The sequence below is a fragment of the Siccirubricoccus phaeus genome (assembly GCF_008360935.1).
GTDB classification, from domain to species: Bacteria; Pseudomonadota; Alphaproteobacteria; order Acetobacterales; family Acetobacteraceae; genus Siccirubricoccus; species Siccirubricoccus phaeus.
In genome coordinates this window covers 460,004-475,039 of record NZ_SRXO01000001.1, presented here as the reverse complement: position 1 = coordinate 475,039, position 15,036 = coordinate 460,004, and the positions used below count along the sequence as shown (strand labels likewise).

Sequence of the window (15,036 nt, the reverse complement as noted above, 5' to 3'; positions counted from 1 at the left end):
CTCTCCTGTTCAGCCCATCGGCAGCAGCACCATGGCCGCCGCCTGCGCTGCGATGCCCTCGCCGCGCCCGGTGAAGCCCAGGCGTTCGGTGGTTGTCGCCTTCACCCCGATGAGGCCGGGCGCCACCCCCAGCAGCTCCGCCAGCCGCGCCTGCATCGCCTCCCGGTGCGGGCCGATGCGCGGCCGCTCGCAGAGCAGCGTTACATCGGCATTCGCCAGCACCCCCCCGCGCGCCGCGATGCGCCCGGCGGCGTGGCGGAGGAAGAGCGCGCTGTCCGCATCCTTCCACCGCATCTCGGAGGGCGGGAACCAGCGGCCGATATCCCCCTCCGCCAGCGCGCCGTAGATGGCGTCGCACAGCGCGTGGATGCCGACATCGGCGTCGGAATGCCCCTCCAGGCCGAATTCGCAGGGCACTTCCACCCCGCACAGCACCATGCGGCGGCCCGGCTCGGTGCGGTGGACGTCGAAGCCGGTGCCGATTCGAGGGATCAGGCGGGTCATCAGCAGGGCCTCCACCCGGGCGAGGTCCTCCGGGAAGGTGATCTTCACATTGGTCTCGGCGCCCGGCACCAGCGCCACCTCGGCGCCGGCCAGTTCCAGAAGCTGGGCGTCGTCCGTTGCCTCCGCGGTGGTGCTGCGATGCGCCGCCAGCAGCGCGGGGAAGCGGAAGGCCTGCGGCGTCTGCGCCCGGTACAGCCCGGCGCGCGGCACGGTGCCGCCGATGACGCCACCCTCGGCCCGCTTCAGCGTATCCGCCACCGGCTGGGCGGGGATGGCGCCGGGGTGGGTTGCCAGCGCCGCCAGCAGGGCAGGGATGGTGCCGGCCGGCACCACCGGCCGCGCGGCGTCATGCACCAGCACCGCCGCGGGCGGCTCGTCGCGCCGCGCCAGGGCTTCCAGCCCCGCCCGGACGCTCGCTTGCCGCGTCGCGCCGCCGACCACGGGCGGCAGCGCCGGCAGCCCTTCCAGCAGCGCTGCCACCCGGGCTTCCTCGCCCGCGGCGCAGACCGGCTGGATCGCCGCCACGCCGCCCCCGGCCAGCAGCGCCTCCGCCGCATGCCGCAGCACGGCGCGGCCCAGCAGGGGCAGGTATTGCTTCGGCTGCGCCGCGCCGAAGCGCTGGCCGCTGCCGGCGGCCATGAGAAGGGCGATGACGGTCATGCCGGCGGTATAGAGCGCCCCGGCCAGGGCGCGAAGGCACCCGACCGGCGGCCATTCCCCTGCCGGCACCGCAGGCAGCCCGGCGCCGCCGCGCCGGCCGGGACCAGTCCGCCGAAGCTGCCAAGGGCCTGAACCGTCCCCTTTCCGCGACGCGACGACAAAAATTTCACCAGCCCGGGCGGCGCCGGGCCATGGTGCGTTGCCGAAGGACGCGATCTCGCCTATTTTGCCCAAATCATGAGCATGACCCTGCCCGCCCCTCATGCCACAGCCCCGCCGGCCACATCCCCGCAGGCGACGCTTACGCCGAAGCCCGGATTGCAGCCGATCCAGCTCGGCGCGGTGCGCATCGAAACGCCGGTCTACCTGGCACCGATGTCGGGCGTGACGGATCTGCCCTTCCGCCGCCTGGCCCGCGCCCAGGGCACCGGCATGGTCGTCAGCGAGATGATCGCCAGCCAGGCCATGGTGCGGGAGAATCGGCAGACCCTGAAGATGGCCGAGGTGGACGGGTTCGGCGCCCCCTCCGCCGTGCAGCTTGCCGGCTGCGAGCCGGCCGTGATGGCCGAGGCGGCGAAGCTCGCCGCCGATCGCGGCGCCGCCATCATCGACATCAATTTCGGCTGCCCGGTGAAGAAGGTGGCGGTCGGCCAGCAGGCCGGCAGCGCGCTGATGCGGGATGAGGTGAAGGCTGCCGCCATCCTGGAGGCGACGGTGAAGGCGGTCGCCGTCCCGGTGACGCTGAAGATGCGCATGGGCTGGGACCACAACTCGCTGAACGCCCCGCGCCTCGCCCGCATCGCGCAGGAATGCGGCATCCGCCTCGTCACCATCCATGGTCGCACGCGCCAGCAGCTCTATACCGGCACGGCGGATTGGGCCTTCGTGCGACAAGTAAAGGAAGCGGTACAACTCCCTGTTCTGGTGAATGGCGACATCCTCTCGCCCGAGCATGCGGCGGAGGCGCTGCGGCAGTCCGGCGCGGATGGGGTGATGATCGGCCGTGGCTGCTATGGCCGCCCCTGGTTCCCCCGCATGGTCGCCGAATACCTGGCCACGGGCGAGATGCAAGCGGAGCCGAGCCTGGCCGAACAATTGGCCATTCTTCTCGAGCATTACCGGGACATGCTCAGCCATCATGGCAGCCAGACCGGCGTGCGCCTCGCCCGCAAGCACCTCGCCTGGTACTCGAAGGGGCTGCCCGGCTCTGCCGAGTTCCGCAGCCGGATCAACCAGGTGGATGCCGAAGCTGAAGTGGAATCGCTGATCCACGCCTATTACCAGCCGCTGCTGGACCAGGGGCTGGAAGCCGCCCGTGCCGCTTTCCAGACGAAAGCCCAGGCCGCCGGGGAGGCCGCGGAGCGGATGGCGGCGTGAGGACGGCCGCCATGCCGCGGACCCCGCCACTCGCCACCCGCAGCGCCGCCCCGCCGCAAATCCCCCTGCCGGACGCCGCCACCCTGCTGGCCGCCCTGCCCATGCCGGCGGTGGTGCTGGATGCGGAGAACCGCTTCCGCTACGTCAACCCGGCGGCGGAGCTGTTCTTCCAGCTCTCCTTCGCCACCCTCGCCGCCATGCGGCTCTCGGACCTGCTGCCGGAGGATAGCCGGCTCTTCGCCCTGCTCGCCCAGGTGCGGCAGCATGAGGCGCCGGTCTCCGACCATGATTTGACGCTGGACAGCCCCCGCCTGCACCGCCGCGGCGTCGCCGCCCATGGCGGGCCGCTGCCGGAAATGCCGGGCGGGGTGGTATTGACGCTGCAGGACGGCTCGACGGCGCAGATGATGAACCGCCAGCTCAACTTCATGGGCGCGGCGCGCGGCGCCTCCGCCATGGCGGAAATGCTGGCGCATGAGGTGAAGAACCCGCTCTCCGGCATTCGCGGCGCAGCGCAATTGCTGGAACAGGGGGCGGAGGCGGCGGATCGCGAGCTGTGCCAGCTCATCCAGGATGAGGCCGACCGCATCCGCCATCTGGTGGACCGGATGGACATGTTCTCCGACCGGCCGGTGGATCTGGCGCCGGTGAACATCCACCAGGTGCTGGACCATGTGAAGCGCGTGGCCCAGACCGGCTTCGCCGCGCATCTGCGGATGGTGGAGGAGTACGACCCCTCCTTGCCTTTGGTCTGGGGCAACCGCGACCAGCTCGTGCAGATCCTGCTAAATCTGGTGAAGAACGCCGCCGAAGCCGTTGATCCGGTTGGCGGCGAGATCGTGCTCTCCACCGCTTATCACCATGGCGTCCGCATCGCCGTGCCGGGCAGCCGGGACCGCGTCCACCTGCCGCTGCAGGTCAGCGTGCGGGACAATGGCCCGGGCATCCCGGAAGCCGTCCGCGCCACGCTGTTCGAGCCCTTCGTCACCACGAAGCGCGGCGGGCAGGGGCTCGGCCTCGCCCTGGTGGCGAAGCTCGTCGCCGACCAGGGCGGGTTGATCGAATGCGACAGCCGTCCCGGCCGGACGGTGTTCCGCCTTTCCTTGGCCATGCCGCCGCCCGGGATGCGCGACGCATCCGCCACCACGGGCAATTCGGGGCTGCCGCGCCTCAGGGACCGCTGATGACCGACAACCGTACCATCCTGATCGCCGATGACGACCGGGCGATCCGCACCGTGCTCAGCCAGGCGCTGGGCCGCAATGGCTACCAGGTGCGCGCCACCTCCTCCGCCTCCACCCTCTGGCGCTGGGTGGAGGATGGGGAAGGGGACCTCGTCATCACCGATGTGGTGATGCCGGATGAGAACGGGCTCGATCTTGTCCCGCGAATCAAGCGGGTGCGGCCCGATCTTCGCGTGGTGGTGATGTCCGCGCAGTCCACCTTCATGACGGCGCTGAAGGCGGCGCAGCGGGGCGCCTTCGAATATCTCCCAAAACCCTTCGACCTGAAGGAGCTGATGGCGGTGGTGGAGCGGGCGCTCGCCACCCCCCAGGCGCCGGCCGAGGCGGAGGAGGAGGAGGCGGGCGAACGGCTGCCGCTGGTCGGCCGCAGCCCGGCGATGCAGGAGATCTACCGCACCGTCGCCCGGCTCACGACCACCGACCTGACGGTGATGATCACCGGCGAGTCGGGCACCGGGAAGGAGCTGGTCGCCCGCGCCCTGCACGATTACGGCCGCCGCCGCGGCGGCCCCTTCATCGCCATCAACATGGCCGCCATCCCGCGCGAGCTGATCGAGAGCGAGCTGTTCGGCCATGAGCGCGGCGCCTTCACCGGCGCGCTGAACCGCGGCGTCGGCCGGTTCGAGCAGGCGGCGGGCGGCACCCTCTTCCTCGACGAGATCGGCGACATGCCGCCCGAGGCGCAGACCCGGCTGCTGCGCGTGCTGCAGGAGGGCGAGTTCACCACCGTCGGCGGCCGCACCCCCATCAAGGCCAATGTCCGGATCGTCGCCGCCACCCATCGCGACCTGCGGCAATCCATCCGGCAGGGGTTGTTCCGGGAGGATCTGTTCTACCGCCTGAACGTCGTCCCCCTTCGCCTGCCGCCGCTGCGCGAAAGGCTGGAGGATATTCCGCTGCTCGCCCGCCATTTCCTCGACCGTGCCCGGAATGCCGGCCTGCCTGCCAAGCAGCTCAGCCCGGAGGCGCTGGAGCGCCTCAAGCAGCATGCCTGGCCGGGCAATGCGCGGGAGCTGGAAAACCTCATGCGCCGGCTCGCCGCCCTCTACGCGCAGGAGACGATCGACGCCGACGCCGTCAGCACCGAGCTCTCCGAGGCCGAGCCGCCGGCGGACTCCGGCGCCCGTGGGCCGGAGACGCTGGAACAGGCGGTGGAGCGCCACCTGAAGGCCTTCGTCGCGGCGCACAAGGACGGGCTGCCGGTGCGCGACCTCTATGACCGGGTGCTGGCGGAGGTGGAGCGGCCGCTGCTGCGCCTCGTCCTCGGCGCGACGCGCGGCAACCAGATCAAGGCGGCGGCGATGCTCGGCCTCAACCGCAACACCCTGCGGAAGAAGATCCGGGAGCTCGACCTGCCCGTGGTGCGCGGGCTGGGCTGATGCGCCTTTTCCCCGCCCGCGCCGCGGCTTCGGCCGAGCGCCAAGGCGGGGCGCCCCCCCAGGGCGTGCAGGCGGGCGTGCAGCCGGGTAGGCAGGCGGGCCCGCCGGCGGAGGTGCCGGCGGAGGCGCAGCCGGGCGAGCCGGCGCCGCCGCGCCCGGAACGCCGCCGCCCGGTGCGGCGGATGGCCGATCTGCTGCTCGGCCGCGGCATGACGCTGGGCCTCGCGGTCGGGGCGCTGCTGCTCGGCATCGCCACCTTCTCCGTCCTGTCGGAGGGCAGCCCCTTCGGCCCGACCAAGCCCGGCACCGTGGTCGGGCTGGTGCTGGTCAACCTCGCCGTCATCCTGCTGCTGCTCGGCTCCCTGGCCGGGCGGCTGGTGCGGGTCTGGGCGGATCGCCGCCGGGGCTCCGCCGGCTCCCGCCTGCATGTGCGGCTGGTGCTGCTCTTCGGCGTGGTCTCGGTGGTGCCGGCCATGCTGGTGGCGGTCTTCGCCGCCCTGTTCTTCAACCTCGGCATCGAGACCTGGTTCAGCGACCGGGTGCGCACCGCCCTCGAAGCCAGCCTGCAGGCCAGCCGCGGCTATCTGGAGGAGCACCGCAACACCATCCGCGGCGATGCCCTGGCCATGGCCGCCGACCTCTCCCGCGCCCGGGTCCTGCTGCCGGATAACGGCCTCGCCTTCGCCCGGCTGATGGCGACGCATACCGCGCTGCGCAACCTGACCGAGGCGGTGGTCTTCGACCCCGCCACGCTGCAGGTCATCGCCCATGCCGGCTACACCACCAGCTTCACCCTGGACCCGCCGCCGGAGGACGCCATCGCCACCGCCCGCCTCGGCGATGTCGCGGTGATCCCGGCGGAGGACCGGGTGCGGGCGGTGATCAACCTCGATATCGGTCCCATCGGCTCCGGCGGCTGGATGCTGCTGATCGGCAGGCCGCTGGACACCACCGTGCTGCTGCACCAGCGCTCGGTGGAGGCGGCGGTCTTCGAATATAACGAGCTGGACCGCAACCGCTCCGGGTTGCAGATCACCTTCGTCATGATCTTCGCCATCGCCGCCCTGCTGGTGCTGCTGGCGGCGGTGCTGATCGGCCTCGTGCTGGCCAATCAATTGGCCCGCCCCATCGGGCGGCTGATCGTGGCGGCGGAGCGGGTGCGCGCCGGCGACCTGGCGACGCGGGTGGAGGAGGGGGCGGCGGATGAGGAGGTCGCCAGCCTCGCCCGCGCCTTCAACCGCATGACCAACCAGCTCGCGGCGCAGCGTTCGGAACTGCTGCAGGCCTATCGCCAGATCGACGATCGCCGCCGCTTCACCGAAACGGTGCTGGCGGGCGTTTCCGCCGGGGTGGTGGGGCTGGAGCGGGATGGCCGGATCAACCTGCCGAATCGCCGCGCGAGCGAATTGCTGGGCCGTGATCTCGATGCCGCCATCGGGCTGAAGCTTGCCGAGGTGGTGCCGGAATTCGCCCCGCTGCTGGCGACGCTGGCGGCGGAAGGGCCGGGGGAGGGGGCGGGCACCGGGCCGGGGGTGGGCCCGGAGAAGCCGCGCGATGCGGAGATCCGCATCGGCCCCTCCTCCCACCGCCGCACCCTGCTGGCGCGGCTGGCCGTGGAACGCCCGGCGAGCGGCGAGGAAATCACCGGCTATGTGCTGACCTTCGACGACATCACCGAGCTGCTCTCCGCCCAGCGCAAGGCCGCCTGGGCGGATGTGGCGCGGCGCATCGCGCATGAGATCAAGAATCCGCTGACCCCCATCCAGCTTTCCGCGGAGCGGCTGAAGCGCCGCTACCTGAAGCAGATCACCACCGATCCCGAGACCTTCGTCGCCTGCACCGAGACCATCGTGCGCCAGGTGGGCGATATCGGCCGCATGGTGGATGAGTTCTCCGCCTTCGCCCGCATGCCCCAGCCGGTGATCAAGCCGGAGGACCTGTCCCAGGTGGCGCGCGATGCGCTGGTGCTGCAGCGCGACGCGCATCCCGAGATCGAGTACCGGCTGGAGCAGCCCGAGGCCGCCCCCGTGGTGCCCTGCGATCGCCGCCTGATGAACCAGGCGCTGGTGAACCTGTTGCAGAATGCAGCGGACGCCATCGCCATGCGCGCCGCGCCCGAGTCGGAGTCCGGGCCGCCGCGCCCCGGCGAGTTGCGCGGACACATCACCGTGCGCATCGAGCCGGAGGAGGAGGGGGTGACGATCGCGGTGGAGGATGACGGGATCGGCCTGCCCCAGGGCGATGAGCGCGACAGTCTGACTGAGCCCTATGTGACTCACAAAGCGAAAGGAACCGGCCTCGGTCTTGCCATCGTGAAGAAGATCATGGAGGACCATGGCGGCAGGCTGGGGCTGGAGGACCGGCCGGGCGGGCCAGGGGGGAACGCGAACTCTCCCGGCGGGGCCCGCGCGGTGCTCACCCTGCCCTGGCGCCCGGTCCAGGAAAGACCGGCCCAGGAAAGGCCGGCCGCGCAGGAGGCGGATCGTCCCGATGGCAGCATGAGGCGCGCGCATGGCGCATGAGATTCTGATCGTCGATGACGAGCCGGACATCCGCGCCCAGATCGAGGGTATCCTGTCCGACGAGGGCTACGAGACGCGGCAGGCGGGCAATTCCGACCAGGCGCTGGCGGCCTTCAAGCAGCGCCGGCCTTCCATGGTGGTGCTGGATATCTGGCTGCAGGGGTCGAAGCTGGACGGGCTTGGCATATTGCAGGCGCTGCATCGGGAGGAGCCGCAGGTCCCGGTCGTCATGATCTCCGGCCATGGCACCATCGAGACCGCCGTGCAGGCCATCCAGCAGGGCGCCTACGACTTCATCGAGAAGCCCTTCAAGACCGACCGGCTGCTGCTGATCGTGGCGCGCGCGCTGGAGGCGGCGCGGCTGAAGCGGGAGAATTCCGAGCTCAGGCTGCGCGCGGGGGCGGAGACGGAGCTGGTGGGGTTGTCGCCTTCCATCGCCCAGCTCCGCACCGCCATCGAGCGGGTGGCGCCGACCGGCAGCCGGGTGCTGATCACCGGCCCGGCCGGCTCGGGGAAGGAGGTGGCGGCGCGGATGATCCATGCCCGCTCCCGCCGCGCCGACGGGCCCTTCGTCGCGCTGAACTGCGCCACGCTGAACCCGGCGCGCTTCGAGGAGGAGCTGTTCGGCGTCGAGGCCGGGCCCGACCCGCTGGCCCAGCCGCGCCGCGCCGGCGTGCTGGAACGTGCCCATGGCGGCACCTTGCTGCTGGACGAGGTGGCGGACATGCCGCTCGAGACCCAGGGCAAGATCGTGCGTGCGTTGCAGGAGCAGGGCTTCGAGCGCATCGGCGGCGCCACGCGGGTGAAGGTGGATGTGCGCGTGCTGGCCACCACCAACCGCGACCTGCAGGCGGAGATCGCGGCGGGGCGGTTCCGCGAGGACCTCTATTACCGCCTGGCCGTGGTGCCGCTGAAGATCCCGGCGCTGCGGGAGCGGCGGGAGGATGTGCCCTCCCTGGCGCGGCATTTCATGGCCCGCTCCGGCGAGACCTCCGGCATGGCGCCGCGGGAGATCGCCGAGGACGCGCTGGCGGCGCTGCAGGCCTATGACTGGCCGGGCAATGTGCGGCAGCTGCGCAACCTGATCGACTGGCTGCTGATCATGGCGCCGGGCGAGCCCAGGGAGCCGATCCGGGCGGAGATGCTGCCGCCGGAGGTGGGCTCGGCGGCGCCGGCGATGCTGAAGCTGGACCGCTCCTCCGAGATCATGACCCTGCCGCTGCGCGAGGCGCGGGAGCTGTTCGAGAAGCAGTATCTGGAGGCGCAGCTTTTGCGCTTCGGCGGGAATATCAGCCGCACGGCGAATTTCGTCGGCATGGAGCGCAGCGCGCTGCACCGGAAGCTGAAATTCCTCGGCGTGCATGCGGAGGACCGGGCGCCGCCGGCGGCGGGGCTGGCCTGAGGGAGGGCGTCGCACCGTGAGGCGCCTCTGACGGTGCGACCCTCCTCCTTGGACGCGCTGCGCCCAAAACCCGAAAGGTGCCTTCAGTCTGCCGGTCGAACCTGCTCGCCGCGGACTCATGGTTTCCAAAGGCCCTTCGGCCCTTGGCGGGGCGAGCACGAGAGGGGCAGAGCCCCTCTCGGATGCCCGCCCGTTCCGGTCTATCCTCGCGGCCGCCGCAATCCGGGGTTTCCATGTCGCGCATCGCCTATGTGAATGGCCGCTACCTCGACCAGCGCCTGGCCGAGGTGAATATCGAGGATCGCGGCTATCAATTCGGCGACGGCATCTATGAGGTGGTGCATCTCTACCAGGGCCGCTTCATCGACGCGGACCTGCACCTGGACCGCCTCGACCGCTCCCTGCGCGAGATCCGCCTGCCCAGCCCCATGTCCCGCGCCGCCCTGCTGCATGTGCTGGCCGAAATCGCCCGCCGCAACCGGGTGACGGAGGGGCTGCTCTACATGCAGGTGACGCGCGGCGTCGCCCCGCGGGAGCATGCCTTCCCGAAGCGCCCGGTGCCGCCCGCCCTGGTCGTCACGGTGAAGCGCATCCCGCCCTACCCGACGGATGTCGATCGCTGGGGCGCCGCCGCCATCACCCAGCCCGACCTCCGCTGGGCCCGCTGCGACATCAAGACGGTGAACCTGCTGCCCAATTGCCTCGCCCGCCAGGCGGCTCGCGAGGCCGGCGCCATCGAGGCCATCCTCTACGACCCGGCCACCGACATGGTCACCGAAGGGGCCGCCACCAGCTTCTGGATCGTGGACGAGGCGGGCAGCATCCGCGCCCGGCCGCTCAGCCAGGCCATCCTGCCCGGCTGCACCCGCGCCGCGCTGCTGGCGGAGCTGGCCGCCGCCGGCATCCCCTATCAGGAACGCGAATTCTCCCTCGCGGAGATGCGCCGGGCCCGCGAGGCCTTCCTCACCTCCGCCACCTCCTTCGTGAAGCCCATCACGCAGATCGACGGCGCCCCGGTGGGCGATGGCCAGGTCGGCCCGGTGGTCCGCAGGCTCTTCGAGATCTTCGCCCGGCATGTGAAGGGCGATCTCAGGAATGCGGCCTGACCCCATGCGCCCCAGCGCCATCCTCTGGGATTGGGACAACACCCTGGTGGATGGCTGGGCCGCCATCCAGCACGGGCTGAACGCCGCCTTCCGCGAATTCGCCTTGCCGGAATGGGACCGCGGGACGGTGCTGCGCAATGTCCGCCGCAGCCTGCGCGAAAGCTTCCCCGAGATCTTCGGCGCGGAGTGGGAGCGGGCGCGCGACATCTTCTATGCCGGCGTCCGCGCCTGCCACCTCCAGGTGCTCTCCCCCATGCCCGCGGCCGAGGCCGCGATCCTCGCCGTCGCCACCATCGGCCTGCCCCAGGGCGTCATCAGCAACAAGCAGGGCCCGCTGCTGCGGGCGGAGGCGGCGCATCTCGGCTGGGCGGGGCATTTCCGCATCCTGCTCGGCGCTGGCGACGCCGCGGCGGACAAGCCGGACCCGGCGCCCTTCCGCCTCGCTTTCCCGGCCCTCGGCGCCGCCTCCGGCCCCGCCACCTGGTATATCGGCGACACCGCCCTCGACATGCAGGCCGCCCGCGCCGCCGGCTGCACCGCCGTGCTGCTGGGCGATGCCGCGCATGATGGCGGCGTCGCCAATGTCGCCCCCGACCTCGCCTTCCCGGATGCCGCCGCCCTGGCCGCCTGGCTCAGGGACCCGCCCGTCCGGTGACCGAACGCCGCTTCATCGGCAAGGTGGAGGCGGTGGCGCGCGGCCGGCTGATGGGCTGGGCCTGGGACCGGCAGGAGCGCCGCGCGCCCCGCCTCGCCATCGAGGTGAACGGCGCCGTGGTGGCGGAGCTGGTGCCGGAGCTGGTGCTGCCCGGCTTGGTCAAGGCCGGGCTCGGCGACGGCAAGGGCGGCTTCGCCTGGGCCATCCCCGCCGCCCTGTGCGACCCCGCCCCCTGCCATCTGCGCCTGCTGGCGGCGGAGGATCGCAGCCTCATCTTCGACCACCCGAAGGCCCGCCTGGCGCAGCCGGCGGAGGAGCTGCTGCGCGCCTGGAAGCAGGAGGCGCTGTCCCAGGGTCTCTGGGTGCTGGAGAGCGTGGCGGAAGCGAAGGGCCAGCTCAGCGGCGCCGGCTGGGCCATCCCGCCCCGCGCCCAGCCGCAGAAGCTGCAATTGCTGGTCAATGGCCGGCCCGCGCGCATGACCTGGCTGCGCCGCCCGGCGCCGGAGGTGGTCGATGCGCTGGGCCTTGCCGGCCGCTTCGATTCCCCTCGCTTCCGCTTCTCCCTGGCGCTGGGCGGGGAAGGCCAAGGGGAGGGCCAAGGGAAAGGGAAGAGGGCTGCCCCCCTGGCGCCGCCCTGGCATGTCACCCTCGCCGATGCCGCCGGCCGCAGCCTCGCCCCCGGCCAGGATGTCTGGGTCCCCGCCGCCGCGGTGCCGCAGCCGCCGGAGGTGCTGCGCCAGCGCGCCCATCCCATCGGCGATGCCGCCGGCTTCGACCGCTCCGGCGCCAGCGCCGCGGAGCTGGTCGCCCGCGCCCTCGGCCGGGTGCTGCCCGGCGGCCTCGCCCGGGCGAAGGGGGTGCTGGATTGGGGCTGCGGCTGTGCCCGGGTGGGGCGCTATCTGCTGCCGCTGCTCGGCCCGCGCTATCTCGGCCTGGATTCCGATTCCGCCGCCATCACCTGGTGCCGCGCCGCCTTGCCCGGGGCGCGCTTCGCCGTCTCGCCGCCGGCACCGCCGCTCGAGCTGCGCGATGCCACCATGGATGCGGTCCTGGCCCTGGGCGTCATGCCGCATCTCGACCAGCCGGCCCAGGCCGCCTGGCTGGCGGAGCTGGCCCGCGTGCTGCGGCCCGGCGGCATCGCCCTGCTCACCAGCCTCGGCAAGATGGGCTTCGTCGCCGCCTCCCGCCGCCCCGCGGAATTCCTCGCCTGGCGGCGGGAGGGCTGGCGCGTGCTGCGCCCCGCCGCCCCCGGCCGGCCCTTCCTCGCCAGCCAATTGCCGGAGCAGATCCACCGCGCCTGGGGCCAGCATCTGGAGATCCTGGAGGTGCAGGAGGGCGGCATGGGCGGCTACCACGACCTGGTTCTCGCACGCCGGCGCGGCTGAGCCGGCGAAACCGTTCATTTGATACGATCCGTGTTCGCCCAGCCGCGAAATGGTGCAGTGCAACGTCTTGCATTGCCCTCGCCCCTCTGGGAATGTGGCACCCCTTGGCGGGTTGGCCCCCGCCGCGGCGGGACGCCCGCAGGCCGCCCGCCAAGAAAAAGAAGGACAGAGCCGTGGCAGCCGAGAAGTCCCAGAACGTGCAGGACGTGTTCCTGAACCACGTTCGCAAGAGCAAGACGCCGGTGACGATCTTCCTCGTCAATGGCGTCAAACTTCAGGGCATCATTACCTGGTTCGACAATTTCTCGGTGCTGCTGCGCCGGGACGGGCATACCCAGCTCGTCTACAAGCACGCGATCAGCACGGTGATGCCGGGTGCGCCGATCCAGCTCTTCGACGCCACGGCGGCCCGCGAGGGCGGCGCCGCGACCGTGACGCGCGAGGGGACCACCCTCACCATGAGCCGCGAGGTCAATCCTGTCGGGACCGATTGAGCACGGTCTACCGCCGCCAGCCAATGACCGCGGGGACGGCACCGACACCGGACCGACCCGCGCCGCGGTGATCCTGCCCTTCGAGCGTCCGCTGCGGGCGCTGGCCCCGGTGGCCGATGGCACGCCCCGCGCCGCCGAGGCGCGGCTGGCCGAGGCTGTGGGGCTGGCGGCCAGCATCGGCGTCACCATCGTCCACACCGCCATCTTCCCGCTGCGGGAGAAGCGGCCCAGCACCTTGCTGGGGGAAGGACAGGTGGCGGCGGCGCGGCAGGAGATCAGCGACCAGCGCGTGGCGCTGGTGGTGGTGGACGCCGCCCTGACGCCCGTGCAGCAGCGCAACCTGGAGCGCGAATGGCGCTGCAAGGTGATCGACCGCACCGGGCTGATCCTCGAGATCTTCGGCGAGCGCGCCCGGACCAGGGAGGGCGCGCTGCAGGTGGAGCTCGCCCATCTGGACTACCAGCGCACCCGCCTGGTGCGGTCCTGGACCCACCTCGAACGGCAGCGCGGCGGCTTCGGCTTCCTCGGCGGCCCGGGCGAATCCCAGATCGAGATCGACCGCCGCCTGATCGGCGAGCGGATGGTGAAGCTCAGGAAGGAGCTGGACCAGGTCCGCCGCACCCGCGGCCTGCACCGCAAGCAGCGGGAGAAGGTGCCCTATCCGGTCATCGCGCTCGTCGGCTACACCAATGCCGGCAAGTCCACGCTGTTCAATGCGCTGACCGGCGCCGGCGTCTATGCCCAGGACCAGCTCTTCGCGACGCTCGATCCCACCATGCGCGGCATCCGCCTGCCGTCCGGCCGGCGCGGCATCCTCTCCGACACGGTCGGCTTCATCTCCGAACTGCCGACGCAGCTCGTCGAGGCCTTCCGCGCGACGCTGGAGGAGGTGGCGGCAGCCGACATCATCCTGCATGTGCGGGACGTCGCCCACCCGGACAGCGCCGCCCAGCGCGCCGATGTGCTGCGCGTGCTGCGGGAGATGGCGGAGGGACCGCACCCGACCCTCGACCCTTGCTGGGAGTCCCGGGTCATCGAGGTACTGAACAAGGCCGATCTGCTGGGCGGCACCGCGGCGCTGCCGGGCGGCGACGCCGCCCAGGGCGTCCCCGTCTCCGCCCTGACGGGTGAGGGGCTGGACCATCTGCGGGAGGTGCTGGATGCGCGCCTCGCCGCCGGCATGGAGCTGGTGGATTACGCCATCCCCGCCGGCGACGGCGCCCGCCTCGCCTGGCTCTACCGCCATGGCGAGGTGATGGAGCGGCGCGAGGCGGAGGGCGACATCCATATCCGCGTCCGCCTCAGCCCGGCCGATCGCGCCCGCTTCGAGCAGGAGCCGGCATGATCACCGCCGCCCGGGCCGGTGAGGTCGCCGGGCTCCTCCGCCAGGCGGCACAGGGCGAAATCCTGCCGCGCTGGCGCCGGCTGGACGCTGCCGCGGTGCGGACCAAGACCGGCCCGCTGGATCTGGTGACAGATGCCGATGAGGCGGCGGAGCGGGTGATCGAGGCCGGGCTGCAGCGCCTCTTCCCCGGTTGCCTGGTGGTGGGAGAGGAGGGGTGCGCGGCGGACCCGGCGCTGCTCGGCAAGCTGGCCGGGGCGGAGCTGGCCTTCGTGGTCGACCCGGTGGACGGCACCGCCAATTTCGCCGCCGGCCTGCCGCTCTTCGGCTGCATGGCCGCCGCCATCCACCGCGGCGAGGTGATCGCCGGCTGGATCCACGACCCGGTGGGCGACGACACCGCCATGGCGCTGCGCGGGGAGGGGGCCTGGATCGAAACCGCCGAGGGGAAGCGGCGGGATTTGCAGGTGGCGGCGCCGGTGCCGGTGGGGCGGATGATCGCCGCCGTCTCCTGGGGCTATATGGCGCCGGCGCTGAAGGCGCAGGTGACGGCAAGGCTGCCGCGGTTGGGGGCGGTGGTCGGGCTGCGCTGCGCGGCGCACGAATACCGGCTGGCGGCCGAGGGCCACGCCCATGCGCTGGTCTATAATCGGCTCTACCCCTGGGACCACGGGCCGGGCTGGCTGCTGCACCGCGAGGCCGGCGGGTACGCCGCGCGGTTCGACGGAACGCCCTACCGCCCGGTGGAGCATACCGGCGGGCTGATCGTGGCGCCGAACCGGGAGGGCTGGGAAGAATTGCACGCGACGCTGATCGCGGTGTAGCGGGCTCCGCCCTGGACCCCGGCAGAAGGCTCTGCCCGCTGCGCTCCCGCCGGGGCCAGGATCTGACCCTGGACCCCGGTCCGCGTTTCGGGCGGGGGTGGAGCCACCCGTCTCCCTCCCCCGCGCCGCGGGAGAGGGCCGG

The 15,036-nt window shown here is 72.0% G+C and carries 12 protein-coding genes; 11 read left to right on the top strand and 1 reads right to left on the bottom strand.

Annotated elements, in window-relative coordinates:
* Positions 1–9 precede the first annotated feature (9 nt).
* Positions 10–1,164, bottom strand: coding sequence for a bifunctional 2-C-methyl-D-erythritol 4-phosphate cytidylyltransferase/2-C-methyl-D-erythritol 2,4-cyclodiphosphate synthase (locus E5N76_RS02030; RefSeq protein WP_149535627.1), 1,155 nt, complete (start codon positions 1,162–1,164; stop codon positions 10–12).
* Between the two features lie 243 nt (positions 1,165–1,407).
* On the opposite strand from E5N76_RS02030, the gene dusB reads away from it, so the two are divergent.
* The 11 genes from dusB to E5N76_RS01975 all read left to right on the top strand — a co-directional run bounded on the left by dusB (position 1,408) and on the right by E5N76_RS01975 (position 14,894).
* Complete coding sequence (gene dusB, locus E5N76_RS02025) at positions 1,408–2,541, top strand: tRNA dihydrouridine synthase DusB (RefSeq protein WP_149535730.1); 1,134 nt, start codon at positions 1,408–1,410, stop codon at positions 2,539–2,541.
* Between the two features lie 11 nt (positions 2,542–2,552).
* Positions 2,553–3,725 carry a two-component system sensor histidine kinase NtrB gene (locus E5N76_RS02020; RefSeq protein WP_149535626.1) on the top strand — a complete coding sequence of 391 codons (1,173 nt, stop codon included), beginning with the start codon at positions 2,553–2,555 and terminating at the stop codon, positions 3,723–3,725.
* Positions 3,725–5,164, top strand: a complete 1,440-nt coding sequence (gene ntrC / locus E5N76_RS02015) for a nitrogen regulation protein NR(I) (protein ID WP_149535625.1) — start codon at positions 3,725–3,727, stop codon at positions 5,162–5,164. Before E5N76_RS02020 ends, ntrC begins: the two co-directional genes overlap by 1 nt.
* A gap of 182 nt (positions 5,165–5,346) precedes the next feature.
* Positions 5,347–7,686, top strand: a complete 2,340-nt coding sequence (locus tag E5N76_RS02010; protein ID WP_149535729.1) for a sensor histidine kinase NtrY-like — start codon at positions 5,347–5,349, stop codon at positions 7,684–7,686.
* Positions 7,676–9,088 carry a nitrogen assimilation response regulator NtrX gene (ntrX, locus tag E5N76_RS02005; RefSeq protein WP_149535624.1) on the top strand — a complete coding sequence of 471 codons (1,413 nt, stop codon included), beginning with the start codon at positions 7,676–7,678 and terminating at the stop codon, positions 9,086–9,088. The genes E5N76_RS02010 and ntrX overlap by 11 nt, the downstream gene beginning before the upstream one ends.
* Before the next feature lie 233 nt (positions 9,089–9,321).
* Positions 9,322–10,194, top strand: coding sequence for a D-amino-acid transaminase (locus tag E5N76_RS02000; protein ID WP_149535623.1), 873 nt, complete (start codon positions 9,322–9,324; stop codon positions 10,192–10,194).
* 4 nt (positions 10,195–10,198) lie between these two features.
* Positions 10,199–10,849 carry an HAD family hydrolase gene (locus E5N76_RS01995; protein WP_235907538.1) on the top strand — a complete coding sequence of 217 codons (651 nt, stop codon included), beginning with the start codon at positions 10,199–10,201 and terminating at the stop codon, positions 10,847–10,849.
* Entirely contained in the window at positions 10,846–12,234 is a 1,389-nt protein-coding gene (locus E5N76_RS01990) for a class I SAM-dependent methyltransferase (protein WP_149535621.1), read from the top strand. Before E5N76_RS01995 ends, E5N76_RS01990 begins: the two co-directional genes overlap by 4 nt.
* A gap of 173 nt (positions 12,235–12,407) precedes the next feature.
* Complete coding sequence (hfq, locus tag E5N76_RS01985; protein WP_149535620.1) at positions 12,408–12,728, top strand: RNA chaperone Hfq; 321 nt, start codon at positions 12,408–12,410, stop codon at positions 12,726–12,728.
* A gap of 67 nt (positions 12,729–12,795) precedes the next feature.
* Positions 12,796–14,073: a GTPase HflX gene (gene hflX, locus E5N76_RS01980; protein ID WP_235907537.1), complete on the top strand. Its 1,278-nt coding sequence runs from the start codon at positions 12,796–12,798 to the stop codon at positions 14,071–14,073.
* The gene (locus E5N76_RS01975) at positions 14,070–14,894 is read left to right on the top strand and encodes an inositol monophosphatase family protein (RefSeq protein ID WP_149535618.1); all 825 of its coding nucleotides are present in this window, start codon (positions 14,070–14,072) and stop codon (positions 14,892–14,894) included. Before hflX ends, E5N76_RS01975 begins: the two co-directional genes overlap by 4 nt.
* The last annotated feature ends 142 nt before the right edge of the window (positions 14,895–15,036 follow it).

Excerpts from the sequence above, each read along its gene's own strand:
- dusB (WP_149535730.1), top strand. The coding sequence starts at position 1,408 with ATGACCCTGCCCGCCCCTCATGCCACAGCCCCGCCGGCCACATCCCCG.
- ntrX (WP_149535624.1), top strand. The coding sequence starts at position 7,676 with ATGGCGCATGAGATTCTGATCGTCGATGACGAGCCGGACATCCGCGCC.
- E5N76_RS01975 (WP_149535618.1), top strand. The coding sequence starts at position 14,070 with ATGATCACCGCCGCCCGGGCCGGTGAGGTCGCCGGGCTCCTCCGCCAG.
- E5N76_RS02030 (WP_149535627.1), bottom strand. The coding sequence starts at position 1,164 with ATGACCGTCATCGCCCTTCTCATGGCCGCCGGCAGCGGCCAGCGCTTC.
- E5N76_RS02010 (WP_149535729.1), top strand. The coding sequence starts at position 5,347 with ATGGCCGATCTGCTGCTCGGCCGCGGCATGACGCTGGGCCTCGCGGTC.
- E5N76_RS01995 (WP_235907538.1), top strand. The coding sequence starts at position 10,199 with ATGCGCCCCAGCGCCATCCTCTGGGATTGGGACAACACCCTGGTGGAT.
- ntrC (WP_149535625.1), top strand. The coding sequence starts at position 3,725 with ATGACCGACAACCGTACCATCCTGATCGCCGATGACGACCGGGCGATC.
- E5N76_RS02020 (WP_149535626.1), top strand. The coding sequence starts at position 2,553 with ATGCCGCGGACCCCGCCACTCGCCACCCGCAGCGCCGCCCCGCCGCAA.
- E5N76_RS02000 (WP_149535623.1), top strand. The coding sequence starts at position 9,322 with ATGTCGCGCATCGCCTATGTGAATGGCCGCTACCTCGACCAGCGCCTG.